Here is a 17,397-nt window from a genome sequence, read left to right as displayed (position 1 = left end):
TGGTACGGATCAGGCCGAGCGCAGGGCGCGGTCGGAGATGGCCCGGCCGCCGCGCGCCAGCGCGACGGAACCGGACTGGACGAGCTCGCGGATGCCGAACGGTTCCAGCACCCGCAGCAGCGCGGCCAGCTTGCCGGGGCTGCCCGTGGCCTCGACGGTGACCGCGTCCGGGGAGACGTCGACGACGTGCGCGCGGAACAGCGCCACGGTGTCGACGACCTCGCCGCGGACGGAGGCGTCGGCGCGGACCTTCACGAGCAGCAGCTCGCGCTGGACCGAGGCGTCGTCCTCCAGCTCGACGATCTTCAAGACGTTGATCAGCTTGTTGAGCTGCTTCGTCACCTGCTCCAGGGGCTGCGACTCCACGTCGACGACGATGGTCATCCGGGAGATCTCGCTGCGCTCGGTCGGTCCGACCGTGAGGGAGTGGATGTTGAAGTTCCTGCGCGCGAACAGCGAGGTGATGCGCATCAGGACACCCGGCCGGTTCTCGACCAGGACGGAGAGGGTGTGGCGGCTCATCAGGAGATCACCTTCTGCGCGGCGGGGTCGTCGCTGGACACGCCGTCGCTGTCGGCCTCGCGGTCCCACTCCGGGGACAGCCCGCGGGCGTACTGGATCTGGTCGTTGCTGACGCCGGCGGCGACCATCGGCCAGACCATGGCGTCGCGGTGGACGCGGAAGTCGATCACCACGGGCACGTCGTTGATCGCCATCGCCTTCTCGATGGTGGCGTCGACGTCCTCGGGACGCTCGCAGCGCAGGCCCACGCAGCCGTAGGCGTCGGCGAGCTTGACGAAGTCCGGGACCGGCGCGGAGTGCGTCGAGTGGTCGCCGGAGTGCAGGTCGGTGTTGGAGTAGCGCTCGGAGTAGAAGAGCGTCTGCCACTGCCGGACCATGCCCAGGCTGGAGTTGTTGATGACGGCCACCTTCACGGGGATCCCGTTCAGGGTGCAGGTGGCCAGCTCCTGGTTGGTCATCTGGAAGCAGCCGTCGCCGTCGATGGCCCACACGACGGTGTCGGGGCGGCCGACCTTGGCGCCCATGGCCGCCGGCACCGCGTAGCCCATGGTCCCCAGGCCCCCGGAGTTCAGCCAGGTACGCGGGTTCTCGTACTTGACGAACTGCGCGGACCACATCTGGTGCTGCCCCACGCCGGAGACGTAGACCGCCTCCGGGCCGGCGATGGCGCCGATGCGCTCGATGACGTGCTGCGGGGAGAGGGTGCCGTCGTCCGGCGCGGTGTAGCCCAGGGGGTAGGTCGAGCGCCACGCGTCGGTCTGAGCGGTCCACGCGCCGATGTCGGCGCGGCCGTTCGCCTCGAACTCCGCGACCACCGCGGTGGCCAGCTCCGCCAGGACGAGCTTGGCGTCGCCGACGATCGGCACGTCCACCGCCCGGTTCTTGCCGATCTCGGCGGGGTCGATGTCGGCGTGGATGACCTTGGCGCCGGGCGCGAAGCTGGACAGCTCGCCGGTGACGCGGTCGTCGAAGCGCGCCCCCAGGGTGATGAGCAGGTCGGACTTCTGCAGCGCCGCCACCGCAGCGACGGTGCCGTGCATGCCCGGCATGCCCAGGTTGGAGGGGTGCGAGTCGGGCAGCGCGCCGCGGGCCATGAGGGTCGTCACGGCGGGGATGCCGGTCAGGTCGGCCAGGGCGCGCAGCTCGGGGGCGGCGTCGGCCTTGACCACGCCGCCGCCGACGTAGAGCACCGGTCGCTTCGCGGCCGCGATGAGGCGCGCGGCCTCCTTCACCTGCTTGCCGTGCGGGCGGACCACGGGGCGGTAGCCGGGCAGGTCCACCGAGGTGGGCCACTCGAAGGAGGTGCGCGCCTGCAGCGCGGACTTGGCGACGTCCACGAGCACGGGGCCGGGGCGGCCGGTGGCGGCGAGGTGGAACGCCTCGGCGATCACGCGCGGGATCTCCGCGGGGTCGGTCACGAGGTAGTTGTGCTTGGTGATCGGGATGGTGATCCCGGCGATGTCGGCTTCCTGGAAGGCGTCCGTGCCGATCGCCGCCGCGGCCACCTGACCGGTGATCGCCACCATCGGGACGGAGTCCATGTTGGCGTCGGCGATCGGGGTGACGAGGTTCGTCGCGCCGGGGCCGGAGGTCGCCATGCAGACGCCGACCTTGCCGGTGGCCACCGCGTACCCCTCGGCCGCGTGGCCGGCGCCCTGCTCGTGGCGCACGAGGATGTGGCGCACGTGCGGGGAGTCCATCAGCGGGTCGTACGCGGGCAGGATCGCGCCGCCGGGGATGCCGAAGACGACCTCGACACCTACCGCCTCGAGGGAGCGGATGAGGCTCTGCGCGCCGGTGAGCGACGCGACGGGGAGCGTGGGGTCCAGCGGCAGGCCGTCGCGGCTCTGCTCACCGGCCGGCTGGGTGCTGATCGGCGGGGCGCTGATCGGCTCGTGGGCCATCTCGGTGTCCTCCTCGGCGGTGCGGCTCGGGTCCTGCAGTCGTCGGACGCGGCCGGCCGCTCGGTGCGCCGGACGCGAAAAGACCCCTGCGCCGCGAGGTGGGCGAGGGGTCGCGCGCTCGGCGGGTCGATCGTCGTCGACCTCAGCGGGCGCGCTGTCCGATGGCTACGAGGAACCGCATGCCCAGCACGGTAGTCGCACCTCCGGGCGATGTCAGCCGAGGGCACCTCGTGTCTCACATCGTGGACAACGAGTCCACCTGCTGGACAGGGTGTGCCCTCGGCCGACCCGGCCGTCAGGAGCAGACGGCCCCCACGGAGGCGGACTGCACCTGCTTGGCGTACTTGGCCAGCACGCCGCGGGTGAACACCGGGGGCAGCGGCTCCCACCCCTCGCGCCGCGCCGCCAGCTCGGCGTCGTCGACGAGCACCTCCAGCGTCTTGCCCGCCACGTCCAGGCGGATCCGGTCGCCGTCGCGCACGAGCGCGATCGGCCCGCCGTCGACGGCCTCCGGCGCGACGTGCCCCACGCACAGGCCCGTGGTGCCGCCGGAGAAGCGCCCGTCGGTCAGCAGCAGCACGTCCTTGCCCAGCCCGGCGCCCTTGATCGCCCCCGTGATGGCGAGCATCTCGCGCATGCCCGGGCCGCCCTTGGGGCCCTCGTAGCGGATGACCACGACGTCGCCGGCGCCGATCGTGCCGTCCTCCAGCGCGTCCAGCGCAGCGCGCTCGCGCTCGAACACCCGCGCGGTGCCCTCGAAGACCTCCGAGTCGAACCCGGCGCTCTTGACGACCGCACCACCCGGGGCCAGGTTGCCCGAGAGGACCGTGATGCCGCCGGTGCGGTGGATCGGGTCGTCCAGCGCCCGCAGCACCACGCCGTCGACGTCCGGCGGGGAGATCTCCGCGAGGTTCTCCGCCATCGTCCTCCCCGTCACCGTCAGGGTGTCCCCGTGCAGCAGGCCCGCGTCCAGCAGCGCGCGCATGACGACGGGGATGCCGCCGATGCGGTCCACGTCGACCATGACGTGCCGGCCGAAGGGCTTCAGGTCGCCCAGGTGCGGCACCTTCCCCGCGATGCGGTCGAAGTCCGCCAGCGTCAGGTCCACCTCGGCCTCGTAGGCGATGGCCAGCAGGTGCAGCACCGCGTTGGTGGAGCCGCCCAGCGCCATGACCACGGCGATGGCGTTCTCGAACGCCTCCTTGGTCATGACCTGCCGGGCGGTGATCCCGTGGGCGAGGAGGTTCACCACGGCCTGGCCGGAGCGGCGGGCGAACCCGTCGCGGCGGCGGTCCGTGGCCGGCGGGGCCGCGCTGCCCGGCAGCGACATGCCCAGCGCCTCCGCGGCAGCGGCCATGGTGTTCGCGGTGTACATGCCGCCACAGGCGCCCTCGCCCGGGCAGATGGCGCGCTCGATGGTGTCGACGTCCTCGCGGGACATCAGCCCGCGCGCGCAGGCCCCCACCGCCTCGAAGGCGTCGATGAGGGTGACCTCGTGCTCGCTGCCGTCGGACAGCTTCGCGCGCCCGGGCAGGATCGTGCCCGCGTAGAGGAACACGCTGGCCAGGTCCAGGCGGGCGGCGGCCATGAGCATCCCCGGCAGCGACTTGTCGCACCCGGCGAGCAGCACCGAGCCGTCCAGGCGCTCGGCGCTGACCACCGTCTCCACGGAGTCGGCGATGACCTCGCGGCTGACCAGGGAGTAGTGCATGCCCTGGTGGCCCATGGAGATGCCGTCGGAGACGGAGATCGTGCCGAACTCCAGCGGGAACCCCTTCGCGGCGTGCACGCCGTCCTTCACGGACTTCGCCAGGCGGTCCAGGGACAGGTTGCAGGGGGTGATCTCGTTCCAGCTGGAGGCCACGCCGATCTGCGGCTTGACCCAGTCCTCGTCGCCCATGCCGACCGCGCGGAGCATCCCGCGCGAGGCCGTCGCCTCCAGCCCGTCGGTGACCTGGCGGCTGCGGGGCTTGATGTCGACGCCGGGGACCGCGCGGGGGCCGTCGCCGTCCGCCTGCGCCGCCGGGGCGTTCGAGGGGGTGTCCTGGATCACGCGCCGAGTCTAGGCGCCGGGCCGCGAACCCGCCGGGTGCCGCGGGGGGCTCCGGGACACGGCTCGGGGCGTTGACCCGCCGCGCGGGGCGTTGACCCGCCGCGCGGGGCGTCCCTAGGCTCCACGGGCCGCCGTGGACGATCACGGCGCTCCCCCCACGATCGCGAAGGAGCGTCCCGTGACGCCCCCTGCTCCCCTGCGCTGGGCCGTCCTCGGCCCCGGCGCCATCGCCCGCCGCTTCGCCTCGCAGCTGCCCGCCTCCGGGGCGGGTGCCGTCGTGGCCGTCGGCAGCTCCGCCGCCGAGCGCGCGCGGGCGTTCGCCGACGAGGTCGCCCCGGGCGCGCGCACCGGCACCCACGACGAGGTGATCGCCGACCCGGACGTCGACGCCGTCTACGTCGCCACCGTGCACACCGTCCACGCCCCCCTGGCGATCGCCGCGCTGCGCGCGGGCAAGCACGTGCTGTGCGAGAAGCCGCTGGCGCCGAACCACGGCAGCGTCATGGCCGTCGTGGACGCCGCGCGCACCAGCGGCCGCGTCCTGGTCGAGGCGTACATGTACGCCTTCCACCCGCAGCAGCGCGCCCTGCTGGACCTGGTGCGCTCCGGCGCCGTCGGCCGGGTGCTGCACGTCGACGCGAGCTTCTCCTTCGCCGCCGGCTCCCCCACCGGCCGCCTGTTCGACGCGGACCTGGCCGGCGGCGGGATCCTCGACGTGGGCGGGTACCCGGTGACGATGGCGCGCGCCGTCGCGGCCGCCGCGCTGGGCCGGCCGGCGGTGCTGACGTCTCTGCGCGGCGGCGGGACCGTCGGCGGCACCGGCGTGGACGAGTGGGCGGTGGCCGCCCTGGAGTTCGACGGCGGTGTCACCGCCACCGTGCGCACCGGCGTGCGGCTGGCCGAGCCGCCGGCGGTGGCGGTGCACGGCACGACCGGTTCGATCCACCTGGCCGACCCGTGGGCGATCGGGGCCGGCACCGGCATCGTGGTGCGCCGCGCCGGCGAGGCCGATCGGGTCCTGACCTTCGGCCCCGAGACCGAGGGGCACCTGCCCTACGCCGCCGAGGCCGCCGCGGTGGCCCGCCTGGCGGAGGCGGCCGGGCGGGGCGAGGACGTCTCCACCGGGGCCCCGGAGCACTCCCTGGACGACGCGCTGGCCACGTCCGCGGTGCTGGACCGCTGGCGCGCGGCGGTCGGCGTGCGCTACCCGTTCGAGCGCGACACCGCGGCGATCCCCACCGTCTCCGGCCTGCCGCTGCGGGTCGGCACCCCGAACCCCATGCGCTACGGGAAGGTGGACGGGCTGACGAAGCCGTTGTCCCGCATCGTGATGGGTGTCGACAACCAGCCAGACCTCGCGCACGCCTCCGCGTTGTTCGACGCGTTCTGGGAGGCGGGTGGCACGACGTTCGACACCTCGTGGTGGTACGGGCAGGGCCGCTACGAGAAGCTGCTGGGGCAGTGGCTGACGAACCGCGGCCTGCACTCCGAGGCGGTGGTCGTCGCCAAGGGCGGGCACACCCCCGAGTGCACCCCGCAGGGCATGACGTGGCAGCTGCTGGAGTCGCTGGAGAACCACCAGCGCGAGAGCGCCGAGATGTACCTGCTGCACCGCGACAACCCCGACGTGCCGGTCGGCGAGTTCGTCGACGTGCTCAACGAGCACGCGGACGCCGGCCGCATCGGCGTGTTCGGTGTCTCCAACTGGTCGAGGGAGCGGTTCGACGAGGCGAACGCCTGGGCGGCCGCGAACGGCAGGCGGGGGCTGTCGGTCCTGAGCAACCACTTCGGTCTGGCGGAGGCGCTCGACGTGCCCTGGACGGGGTGCGAGCACGTCACCGACGCCGGCTCCAAGCGCTGGCTGACCGAACGGCAGGTCCCGCTGCTGCCGTGGTCCTCGCAGGCCCGGGGCTTCTTCGCCCGCGCCGACCCGGCCGACCGCCGCGACGCCGAGCTGGTGCGCTGCTACTACAGCGACGCCAACTTCGAGCGCAAGCGCCGCGCGGAGGAGCTGGCCGCGGACCTGGGGGTGCCGGCGACCGCGGTGGCGCTGGCGTTCGTGCTGGCCCAGCCGTTCCCCACGTTCCCGATCGTGGGGCCGCGCAGCGTCGAGGAGCTGCGCTCCTCGATCGCCGGGCTCGGCGTGGAGCTGGACGAGGCGCAGGTGGCCCGGCTGGACCTGCGCGAGGGCTGAGGCGCAGGGCGCCCCCGCACGAGGAGGGTCCCGGCGCACCGCGCGCCGGGGCACTCCTCCCGCCTCCCGTCAGCGCCGCGTCAGCCCCAGCTCGCGCAGCGGCTCGCGGACCTCCTCGGCGCGCCACCCCAGGCGGCCGTCGGTCCACGTCGGCGACGGCAGCAGCCGGCGGCCGACGAGCTGGTGCAGGGTCGCGACGTCCACGTCGTAGCGGTTGCTGACCTGCAGCAGGGTGAGCTTGTCCATCGGTGCCTCTCCTCGCCCCGGTGCGTACCCGCCCGGGCGTGCGTGCCCGCGGGCCGGGCGGCCGGCGGGTCTGGGTGGCCTGGCGCGGGTGGCGGGACAGGCACCACGATGGTAACGGGTCGATCACGTGCTGCCCGGCCCCCGCCGAGCGCAGGTGCGCGGGCGCCCGCCCAGGGGGCTCTCAACGGCGGCGCACCGCTGAGAGGACGAGGCAGCGGCGGCGTGACGGCCGGGAAACGAGCCTGAAACACGGATCGGCTGTCCTGGGCGCATGGCGCCCGAGACCCCCACCGACCCTGCCCGGCGGACGGTGCGCACGTCCTGCTCCTACTGCGGCGTCGGCTGCGGGATCGTCCTGCAGGTCGAGACCGACCCGACCACCGGCAGGCGGGTCGTGGCGGGCGTCACCGGCGACAAGGAGCACCCGGCCAACGCGGGGCGGCTGTGCACCAAGGGCGCCACCAGCGCGCGCTTCACGCTGGCCGGCGGCCGCCTGGAGCGCGCGCACGTGCGCGCCGAGCGCGGCACCGAGCCGGTCCCGGCCGAGCTCGGTGAAGCGGTCCGCAGCACCGCGGCACGGCTGCGCGCGATCGTCGACGAGCACGGCCCGGACGCCGTGGCGCTGTACGTGTCCGGGCAGATGTCCCTGGAGGCGCAGTACCTGGCGACCAAGCTGGCCAAGGGCTACCTGCGCACTCGCCACCTGGAGTCGAACTCGCGGCTGTGCATGGCCAGCGCCGGGGCCGGCTACAAGTCCTCCCTGGGCGCCGACGGCCCCCCGGGCTCCTACGACGACTTCGACCACGCCGACGTCTTCCTCGTCACCGGTTCCAACATGGCCGACTGCCACCCGATCCTCTTCCTGCGCATGGCCGACCGGCTCAAGGCGGGCGCGAAGCTCATCGTGGTGGACCCGCGCCGCACCGCCACCGCCGAGCGCGCCGACCTGTTCCTGCAGATCCGGCCGGGGACCGACCTGGCGCTGCTGAACGGGTTGCTGCACCTGCTCGTCGAGGACGGCCACGTCGACCGGGGTTTCATCGAGCGGTGGACCGACGGGTGGGACGCCGTCGAGGCGATGCTCGCCGACTACTCCCCCGCCGCCGTCAGCGAGGTCACCGGTGTGGCCGAGGAGGACCTGCGCACCGCCGCCCGCTGGATCGGTGAGGCCGGCAACTGGATGTCGTGCTGGACGATGGGGCTGAACCAGAGCACCCACGGCACGTGGAACACCAACGCCCTGTGCAACCTGCACCTGGCCACCGGCGCGATCGGCAGGCGCGGCAGCGGCCCGTTCTCCCTGACCGGCCAGCCGAACGCGATGGGCGGCCGCGAGATGGGGTACATGGGCCCGGGCCTGCCGGGGCAGCGCTCCGTGCTCGCCGAGGAGGACCGGGCCTTCACGGAGGACGTGTGGGGCCTGCCGGGCGGGACGATCCGCCCCGACGTGGGCGCCGGCACGATCGACGTGTTCGAGCGCATGGCGGCCGGTGAGGTCAAGGCGTGCTGGATCGTCTGCACCAACCCCGTCGCCTCGGTCGCCAACCGCCGCACCGTCATCGAGGGGCTCGAGGCCGCCGAGCTGGTGATCTGCCAGGACGTGTTCGCCGACACCGAGACGGCGCAGTACGCCGACGTGCTGCTGCCGGCGGCGCTGTGGGCGGAGTCCACCTACGTCACCGTGAACTCCGAGCGCACCCTGACGCTGCTGCCGCAGGCCGTCGACGCACCCGGCGACGCGGTCCCGGACTGGCGGCTCATCGCGATGGTCGCCACCGAGCTGGGGTACGGCGAGGCGTTCTCGTTCTCCTCCTCCGAGGAGGTCTTCGACGAGCTGCGCCGCTTCGCGAACCCCGCCACCGGCTACGACCTGCGCGGCATCGACTACGCCAAGCTGCGCGGCGGCCCGGCGCAGTGGCCCAGCCCGCCCGGCGCCGAGGGCCGGCGCAACCCGATCCGCTACCGCGACGGCGACGGGTTCCGCTTCGCGACCCCGGACGGGCGGGCGCGGTTCCACGCCCGCCCGCACCTGGACCCCGCCGAGCTGCCCGACGACGAGCACCCGTTCCTGCTGACCACCGGCCGGCTGCCGCACCAGTGGCACACCATGACCAAGACGGGCAGGGTCCCCGAACTCACGAAGCTGAACCCCGAACCGTTCCTGGAGCTGCACCCCGACGACGCCGGCTCGCTGGGCGCCGCCGAGGGCGACCTCGTCGAGCTCGCGTCCCGGCGCGGCCGCGCCGTCCTCCCGGCCCGCGTCAGCGACCGCGTGCGCCCCGGCACGTGCTTCGCGCCGTTCCACTGGAACGACTCCCACGGGGAGTACCTGGCCGTCAACGCCGTGACGAACGACGCGGTGGACCCCGTCTCGTTCCAGCCGGAGTTCAAGGCCTGCGCGGTGCGCCTGACCCGGGTCGCTCCCCGCCCGGACGCGCCGGCGGCGCAGCGGGCCACCGGACCCGCCCTGACCACGGCACCCGGCGCACCCCCGCCGCTGGACGACGTGCAGCGCACCTACCTCGACGGCCTGCTGTGGGGGCGGCGCCAGGACGGCGTCACGGGCGTGCCGGTGCTCCCGCCGTCCGCGCCGTTCGACACCCGCACCCGCGCGTGGGTGGACGGCCTGCTCGCGGGGATGTTCTCGCGCGCGCCGGAGCGCGTCGCCGACGGGCCCGGCCCACAGCCCGTGACGGTGCTGTGGGCCTCGCAGACGGGCGGCGCCGAGCAGCGCGCCGCGGTCTTCGCCGATCAGCTGCGCGCCGGCGGGTACGCCGTGGACCTGCGCGGGATGGACGCCGTCGACCCGGCGGCCGTGGCGGGGACGGGAACCGTCCTGGTGGTGACCAGCACCTTCGGTGACGGCGACGCCCCCGACAACGGCACGGCCCTCTGGTCGGCGCTGAACGCGCCGGACGCACCCCGGCTGGAGGCCACCCGCTTCGCCGTCCTGGCGATGGGCGACTCCAGCTACGACGACTTCTGCGGGCACGGTCGCCGGCTCGACGCGCGCCTGGCCGAGCTGGGCGCGGCCCGCCTCGCCGAGCGCGCCGACTGCGAACCGGGCGAGGACGACAAGGCCGAACGCTGGTTCCGCGCGGTCCTGGAACGCCTGGGGCCGCCCACGACCGCCGCGCCGGACCGCCCCGCCGTCCCCGCCCCGCGAGTGGGCACCGACCCCGTGGCAGTGCGCGCGCCGGCGCGCGGCGGCAACCGGAACGCCCCGGTGCCCGCGCCGCTGGTGCGCAACGAGCGCCTGACCGCCCCCTCCTCCGACAAGGAGGTGCGCCGCTTCGCCTTCGCCCTGCCCGAGGACGTCACCTACCGCGCCGGTGACGCGCTGGGCGTGTGGGCCGTCAACGACGAGACGGAGGTGGACGAGTTCCTGCGCGTCACCGGCCTGCCCGCCGACGCCGCGGTGCACCTGGAGGGCGTCGGGGAGACGAGCTGGCGGGAGGCCGCCACCCGGCACCTGGACCTGCGGCGGGCCGGCCCCGAGCTGCTCGGGCTGGTGGCGGCGCGCTCGCGCGGCGGCGAGCTGGGCGGCCTGCTCAGCCCCGAGAGGGCCGGCGAGCTGCGCACCTGGCTGCGGGGGCGCTCCGTGGCCGACCTCCTGGCCCGCTTCCCCGCGCGCGCCGAGGCCGACGAGTGGACGGGGGTCCTGAAGCGGCTGCAGCCGCGCCAGTACTCCATCTCCTCCTCGCCGCTGGTGGACCCGCGCGAGGTCCAGCTGACGGTGGGCGTGGTGCGCCACGAGGTGGACGGCCGTGCGCGGGGCGGGCTGTGCTCGACGTTCCTCGCGGACCGCTGCCGCGAGGGCGAGCGGGTGCCGGTCTTCGTGCAGCCGGCCACCTCCTTCCGCCCGCCGTCCGACCCCGACGCTCCGATGGTCATGGTGGGTCCGGGCACGGGCGTGGCGCCGTTCCGGGCCTTCCTGCACGAGCGGCGCGCCCTGGGGCACACCGGCCGCAACTGGCTCTTCTTCGGCGAACGGCGCTCCGCGAGCGACTACTACTACCGCGAGGAGCTGGAGGGCATGCGCGAGGACGGCTTCCTCACCCGGCTGACGCTGGCGTTCTCGCGCGACCAGGACGAGAAGGTCTACGTGCAGGACCGCATGCTCCAGCACGGTGAGCAGCTGTGGGCGTGGCTGCAGGAGGGCGCCTCGCTCTACGTGTGCGGCGACGCGACCCGGATGGCCAAGGACGTCGACGCCGCGCTGCGGCGGATCGCGGAGGTGCACGGGGGCATGGACGACCAGGAGGCCGCCAACCACGTCAAGGAGCTCGCCGCGGACAAGCGGTACCTGCGGGACGTCTACTGACGGGACGTCCGCTGAGGCGTCGTCCGCCGCGCGGCCTCACAGCAACGGGCCCGGGGGGTGAGGACAACGTGTCGCCCGCGAAACACGGGTGAACGAGACCGGTAACACGCCCTGCCTACCGTCGGTGCCACGACCCGACCCCAGCGAGGAGTCAGCACATGGCCGTCACCGAGGAGCGCGACCCGGCGCTCGGCACGATCCCGCGGCCCCGTCCCGGCCGGTGGATCGACCACTACGACCCCGAGGACCGCGCCCAGTGGGAGTCCACGGGCCGTCCCGCCGCCCGGCGCAACCTGCGGCTGTCCATCTTCGCCGAGTTCCTCGGCTTCTCCGTCTGGCAGCTGTGGACGATCGTCACGCCGTCGCTGAACGGCGCGGGCTTCTCGCTGACCGCCGACCAGATGTTCTGGCTGATCGCCGTCCCCAACCTGGTGGGCGCCACGCTGCGCTTCCCGTACACGTTCGCCGTGCCGCGCTTCGGCGGGCGCAACTGGACGATCGTGTCGGCACTGCTGCTGATCGTGCCCTGCGCCGGCCTGGTGGTCGTCGTGCAGAACCCGCAGACACCGTTCTGGGTCATGGTGCTCGTGGCCGCGACCGCCGGCGTCGGCGGCGGCAACTTCGCCAGCAGCATGGCGAACATCTCCTTCTTCTTCCCCGAGCGGGAGAAGGGCGCCGCCCTCGGCCTCAACGCGGCGGGCGGGAACCTCGGCGTCGCCGTGGTCCAGCTCGCCGTGCCGATCATCGTCGTCATCGGCGGCGGGCTGGCCCTGGAGCGCGCCGGGCTGGTGATCATCCCCCTGGCGGTGCTCGCCGCGGTGCTGGCGTGGCGGTCCATGGACAACCTGTCCGCCGCGAAGGCCGACTTCGCCGGTTACGCGGCCGCCGTGCGCAACAAGCACACGTGGATCATCTCCTTCCTGTACATCGGCACCTTCGGCTCGTTCATCGGCTACGCCGGGGTGTTCCCCACGCTCATCCAGCGCGAGTTCCCCGAGGTCTCCTTCGACTGGGGCTTCATCGGCCTGCCGGCCGTGCCGCTGACCCTGGCGTTCATCGGCGCCCTCGTCGGATCGCTCGCCCGCCCGTACGGGGGCCGCCTGTCCGACAGGGTGTCCGGCGCCGCCGTCAGCATCGGCGCCTACGCCGTCATGGCCGCCGGGGCGATCGGCGTCGTCGCGGCGCTGAGCATCGGCAGCTTCGCGCTGTTCTTCGGCTCGTTCCTCGTGCTGTTCGTCGCCAGCGGCATGGGCAACGGCTCGGTCTACCGGATGATCCCCGCGGTGTTCCGCGCCGGGATCACCCCGGGCGACACCGCGGCGCTGACTCTGGCCAAGCGCGAGGCTGCGGCGTGCATCGGCATCGCCGCCGGCATCGGCGCCTACGGCGGGTTCATCATCCCGCGCGTGTTCGCCACCTCCATCACGAACACCGGCTCGCTGGCCCCCGCCCTCGTCGGCTTCATCGCCTTCTACGCCGTCTGCGGCGTCGTCACCGCGGTCGTCTACGTGCACGGCCGCGCCACCCGCTTCGCCGGCAGCAGCATCTGACGTCCCGCCCGGCCAGGACCCCGACCGGACCACCAGGAGGACCCCCGTGAGCTCCACCCCCCGATTCCTGCAGGGCGCGCACCCCTTCACCGGCGCAGGGCTGGAGAAGCCCAGCGCGCTGGAGGGCGCACCCTCCTACACGGTGCCGGACGGCGTGCGCGCGCAGCCCGTGTACCTGCGCGCGGGCAACTCGTGCGACGAGCTGATCAGCGTGGTCCTGCTGCGCGACGGGGTGGCCATGCGCTGGTTCCCCGTGGGAGCGAGGTCGTCCGTGCACGTCCCGCTGCGCATCGTGGAGGACGTCGAGGCGCCCGCCACCCTGGAACTGCGTGTCGCGGCGCCGGAGGGCGTCAGCGGCACCGTCGTCGTCGACTTCGGACTCGTGGAGGTCTGATCCCCGTGACCGCGACCACCACCCGCACCTCGGCCCTGCCGCAGCAGCGCGACCACAAGCGCCGCCTCGTCGTCGTCGGCAACGGCATGGCCGGCGTTCGCGCCGTCGAGGAGGTCCTCGAGCGCGGCGGCGCGCAGCAGTTCGACGTGACGGTCTTCGGTGCCGAGCCGTACGGCAACTACAACCGGATCATGCTCTCCCACGTGCTGACCGGCCAGGAGCAGGAGGACTCGATCTTCCTGAACTCCCTGCCCTGGTACACGGAGAACGGCATCGACCTGCGTGCCGGTGTCGCCGTCACCCGCGTGGACACCTTCGCCAAGGTCGTCCACGACGCCGAGGGCGGCACCACGCCCTACGACGTGCTGGTCATCGCCACCGGCTCCTCGCCGTTCTTCCCGACCATGGAGGGGCTGCGCCGCGAGGACGGCTCGATGCTGGACGGGGTGTTCGGGTTCCGCACCCTCGACGACACGCGGGCGCTGCTCGCCGCGGCGCGCGAGCACCGCCGGGCTGTCGTCATCGGCGGTGGCCTGCTCGGCCTGGAGGCGGCCCACGGCCTGGCCACCCACGGCCTGCAGGTCGACCTCGTGCACTCGCCGAAGCACCTGATGAACCAGCAGCTCGGCCCCGAGGCCGGGCGGGTGCTGCGCCGGGTCGTCGAGGGGCTCGGCATCACGGTGCACACCGGGGTGCGCACCAAGGGCGTGCACGGCACCGACCGGGTGACGGGTGTCGAACTGCCGGACGGGCGCGTCCTGGACGCCGACCTGGTCGTGGTCGCCGCGGGCATCCGCCCCAACACCACCGTGGCGCTGGCCTCGGGCCTGGACGTCGAGCGCGGCATCGTCGTGGACGACCGGATGCGCTGCGAGGGCGGGGCCGGCGACGTGTACGCCGTCGGCGAGTGCGTGCAGCACCGCGGCCAGACCTACGGCCTCGTCGCCCCCCTGTGGGAGCAGGCGAGCGTCCTGGCCGACCACCTCACCGGCGCCGACCCGACGGCGGAGTACCACGGCTCGCGCACCGCCACGAAGCTGAAGGTCGCCGGCGTCGACCTGGTGCAGATGGGCCTGCCGGGCCCGGAGAACGACGACGACGAGTTCGTCGTGTTCTCCGAACCGCACCGCGGCGTCTACCTGAACGTCGTCGTCCGCGACGACCGCCTCGTGGGCGCCACCCTGCTGGGTGACGTGCGCAAGACGACCTTCCTGCAGCAGGCGTTCGACCAGGGGCTGCCGCTGCCGGAGGAGCGGATGTCGCTGCTGTTCGACCTCGGCACACCGGGCGAGGAGGTGGGCGTCGCCGAGCTCGCCGACGACGCGCAGGTCTGCAACTGCAACGGGGTCACCAAGGGGGCGATCGTCCAGGCCGTCGAGGGCGGTGCGACGTCGCTCAACGCCGTCATGGGCGCGACGAAGGCCGCCAAGGGCTGCGGCTCCTGCAAGTCCGTCGTCGAGCAGATCACGCAGTGGGCGGCCGGCGGGAACCTGACCGTCGACGAGTCCGCGAACTGGTACGTGCCCGGCGTCCCGATGGCCAAGCCGGAACTGATGACCGCGATCCGCGAGCGGGGCCTGAAGTCCGTCTCGGCCGTCTTCCGCGAACTGGCGCCCGGAGGTGCCGAGGACGCCAAGTCGAAGATGGGGCTGACCTCGCTGCTGCGGATGATGTGGCCCGAGGGCATCGAGGAGGAGCGCGACGGGCGGTTCATCAACGACCGCGTGCACGCCAACATCCAGCGCGACGGCACCTTCTCCGTCGTGCCGCAGATGAAGGGCGGGGTCACCACCCCCGAGCAGCTGCGCACGATCGCCGACGTGGCGGACAAGTACGACGTCGGCATGGTGAAGGTCACCGGCGGGCAGCGCATCGACCTGCTCGGGGTGAAGAAGGAGGACCTGCCGAGGATGTGGAAGGACCTCGGCATGCCGTCCGGGTACGCCTACGGCAAGAGCGTCCGCACCGTGAAGACGTGCGTGGGCACCGACTTCTGCCGCTTCGGACTGGGCGACTCCACCAAGCTCGGCATCGACCTGGAGACCCGCTTCCAGGGCATCGAGACCCCCGCCAAGCTCAAGCTCGGCGTGGTCGGCTGCCCGCGCAACTGCGCCGAGGCCTACGTGAAGGACATCGGCGTCGTCGCCGTCGGGAACGGCAAGTGGGAGGTGCACGTCGGCGGTGCTGCGGGCGCCTCGGTGCGCAAGGCCGACCTGCTGGCGACCGTGGACTCCCCGGAGGAGGTCATCACCCTGGCGGGCCGGTTCATCCAGTTCTACCGCGAGTGGGGCAACTGGCTGGAGCGCACCTACGAGTTCGTGCCGCGCCTGGGCATCGAGCGGGTCCGCGCCGTCCTCGTCGACGACAGCGACGGGCTCGCCGCGGGCCTGGACGAGCGGATGCAGGTCACCGTGGACAACTACCGCGACCCGTGGCTGGAGGGCCAGGAGCCCGTCACCCCTGGGCAGTTCCGCACCTCCCTGCCCCTGGTGGACCTGCCGCTGGTGCCGCGACGCCCGGCCGGCGCCCCGGGTGGCCTGGTCCCCGAGGTGCACTCGAACTCGAACGCCACCCCCTCGACCGCGGAGGTCTCCCGATGAGCGTCCCCACCCAGCGCGCGACCCGCCACGACGTGTGCCCCCTGGACGACCTGCCCGTCGGCGAGGGCCGCGCCTACGTCGTCGGCGGCGAGCAGGTCGCGCTCTTCCGCCGCCGCAGCGGGAAGGTCAGCGCCGTGCAGGCCACCTGCCCGCACGCCGGCGGCCCGCTGGCCGACGGGCAGATCGACGAGCGCGTCGTCGTGTGCCCTCTGCACCAGAACGCCTTCGACCTGGACACCGGCGAGTCCACCACCGGCCAGCCGCCGATCGCCGTGCACCCCTGCTCGGTGGACCCCGACGGCCGTGTCACGGTGGAGCTGTGACGGACGCGGCACGGGTCCCGTACCCGCTGCACCTCGACCTCGCCGGCCGCCGGGTCCTCGTGGCCGGCGGCGGGCCCGTGGCCGCGCGCCGGGCCGCGGACCTGGTGGCGGCCGGCGCCGACGTGCACGTCGTCGCCCCGGCGCTCTGCGAGGACCTTCGCGATCTGCTGGCGCAGCTGACGTGGCACGAGCGCGAGGCCGTCGCCGGCGACGTCGAGGGCACCTGGCTGGTGCACACCGCCACCGGGGACCCCGCCACCGACGGGGCGCTGGCCGCCGCGGCGGAGGAGCGGCGCACCTGGTGCGTGCGCGCCGACGACGCGACCGCGTCGGCCGCCTGGACCCCCGCGGTGGTGCACCGCGACGGTCCCGCGGGCCCCGTGACCGTCTCCGTCTCCGCCGGTCGCGACCCGCGCCGCGCGCGGGGGCTGAAGGAGGCCCTCGCCCGGTGGCTGGACGCGGGCGGGGCGCCGCTGCGCCGCGAGCGCGTCCCCGGCCACCCCGGGCGCGTCACGCTCGTGGGCGGCGGCCCCGGCGAGGTGGACCTGATGACCCTGCGCGGCCGGCGGCGCCTGGCCGAGGCCGACCTCGTCGTCGTCGACCGCCTCGCCCCCACCGGTGTCCTCGGCGAGCTCGGCGAGGGCGTGGAGGTCGTCGACGTCGGCAAGACGCCCGGGCACCACCCGGTGCCGCAGGAGGAGATCAACCGCCTGCTCGTCGAGGCGGCCCGCACCGGCCGGCACGTCGTGCGGCTCAAGGGCGGCGACGGCTACGTGCTGGGTCGCGGCGGCGAGGAGGTCCTCGCCTGCCGCGCGGCCGGCGTGGAGGTGGAGGTCGTGCCCGGCGTGACGAGCGCGTTCGCGGTGCCGGCGGCGGCGGGCATCCCCGTCACCCACCGCGGCGTCTCGCGCTCGGTCACCGTCGTCGACGGTCACGGCGACCTGGACGGGGCCGCGCTGGCCCGCCTGGGCGGCACGCTCGTCGTGCTCATGGGCGTGTCCACGCTGCCGGCGATCGCGGAGGCGCTGCTCGCGAACGGCAAGGACCCGGCCACGCCCGTCGCGCTCGTGGAGGCTGGGTGGACGCCGCAGCAGCGCACGACCACGGCCCCGCTGTCGGAGGTGGTGCGGGTGGCCCGCGACGCGGGGGTGCGGGCCCCGGCCGTGGTCGTCGTGGGGGGCGTCGTCGACCTGGCCGGCGCCCTGACCGGCGCGGTGCCGGCGGCGGACCGGGAGCGGGGTCGTCGTCGGCGCGGGCCTGCTCGGTGGGCGCCGACGGTCGCGTGAG

General features: G+C 74.0%; 11 protein-coding genes. 7 read left to right on the top strand and 4 right to left on the bottom strand.

Going from position 1 to position 17,397, the window contains the following annotated elements:
* Nucleotides 1-9 precede the first annotated feature (9 nt).
* The 3 genes from ilvN to ilvD form a co-directional block, all read right to left on the bottom strand.
* A complete protein-coding gene (ilvN, locus tag MN205_RS12890; RefSeq protein WP_242127871.1) occupies nucleotides 10-522 on the bottom strand; it encodes an acetolactate synthase small subunit in 513 nt (170 codons plus the stop codon).
* On the bottom strand, nucleotides 522-2,426 hold the full coding sequence (locus MN205_RS12885) for an acetolactate synthase large subunit (RefSeq protein ID WP_242127869.1): 1,905 nt from the start codon (nucleotides 2,424-2,426) through the stop codon (nucleotides 522-524). The genes ilvN and MN205_RS12885 overlap by 1 nt, the downstream gene beginning before the upstream one ends.
* Before the next feature lie 295 nt (nucleotides 2,427-2,721).
* Complete coding sequence (gene ilvD, locus MN205_RS12880) at nucleotides 2,722-4,401, bottom strand: dihydroxy-acid dehydratase (protein WP_374115934.1); 1,680 nt, start codon at nucleotides 4,399-4,401, stop codon at nucleotides 2,722-2,724.
* Between the two features lie 256 nt (nucleotides 4,402-4,657).
* Between ilvD and MN205_RS12875 the strand changes: the two genes are divergently transcribed.
* On the top strand, nucleotides 4,658-6,673 hold the full coding sequence (locus tag MN205_RS12875) for an aldo/keto reductase (protein WP_242127865.1): 2,016 nt from the start codon (nucleotides 4,658-4,660) through the stop codon (nucleotides 6,671-6,673).
* A 69-nt stretch (nucleotides 6,674-6,742) separates the two neighbouring features.
* On the opposite strand, the gene MN205_RS12870 is transcribed toward MN205_RS12875, so the two are convergent.
* A complete protein-coding gene (locus tag MN205_RS12870; protein ID WP_242127864.1) occupies nucleotides 6,743-6,919 on the bottom strand; it encodes a hypothetical protein in 177 nt (58 codons plus the stop codon).
* A 271-nt stretch (nucleotides 6,920-7,190) separates the two neighbouring features.
* Here MN205_RS12870 and MN205_RS12865 point away from each other — a divergent pair, with 271 nt between their 5' ends.
* The 6 genes from MN205_RS12865 to cobA all read left to right on the top strand — a co-directional run bounded on the left by MN205_RS12865 (nucleotide 7,191) and on the right by cobA (nucleotide 17,396).
* Entirely contained in the window at nucleotides 7,191-11,243 is a 4,053-nt protein-coding gene (locus MN205_RS12865) for a bifunctional nitrate reductase/sulfite reductase flavoprotein subunit alpha (protein WP_242127862.1), read from the top strand.
* Between the two features lie 158 nt (nucleotides 11,244-11,401).
* Nucleotides 11,402-12,793, top strand: a complete 1,392-nt coding sequence (locus MN205_RS12860; RefSeq protein ID WP_242127860.1) for an MFS transporter — start codon at nucleotides 11,402-11,404, stop codon at nucleotides 12,791-12,793.
* 46 nt (nucleotides 12,794-12,839) lie between these two features.
* Nucleotides 12,840-13,187 (top strand): molybdopterin oxidoreductase, encoded by a 348-nt coding sequence (locus MN205_RS12855; protein WP_242127858.1) that lies wholly within the window; start codon nucleotides 12,840-12,842, stop codon nucleotides 13,185-13,187.
* Nucleotides 13,188-13,192: 5 nt separating this feature from the next.
* Nucleotides 13,193-15,787 (top strand): nitrite reductase large subunit NirB, encoded by a 2,595-nt coding sequence (gene nirB / locus MN205_RS12850; protein ID WP_242127856.1) that lies wholly within the window; start codon nucleotides 13,193-13,195, stop codon nucleotides 15,785-15,787.
* Nucleotides 15,784-16,110 (top strand): Rieske (2Fe-2S) protein, encoded by a 327-nt coding sequence (locus tag MN205_RS12845; RefSeq protein ID WP_242127854.1) that lies wholly within the window; start codon nucleotides 15,784-15,786, stop codon nucleotides 16,108-16,110. Before nirB ends, MN205_RS12845 begins: the two co-directional genes overlap by 4 nt.
* Entirely contained in the window at nucleotides 16,107-17,396 is a 1,290-nt protein-coding gene (gene cobA, locus MN205_RS12840; RefSeq protein ID WP_242127852.1) for a uroporphyrinogen-III C-methyltransferase, read from the top strand. The genes MN205_RS12845 and cobA overlap by 4 nt, the downstream gene beginning before the upstream one ends.
* Nucleotide 17,397 lies beyond the last annotated feature (1 nt).

The sequence above is a fragment of the Kineococcus sp. TRM81007 genome, assembly GCF_022669155.1.
Classification (GTDB): Bacteria; Actinomycetota; Actinomycetes; order Actinomycetales; family Kineococcaceae; genus Kineococcus.
Note: the sequence above shows the minus strand (reverse complement) of the source record. Positions and strands in the feature narration are given on the sequence as shown.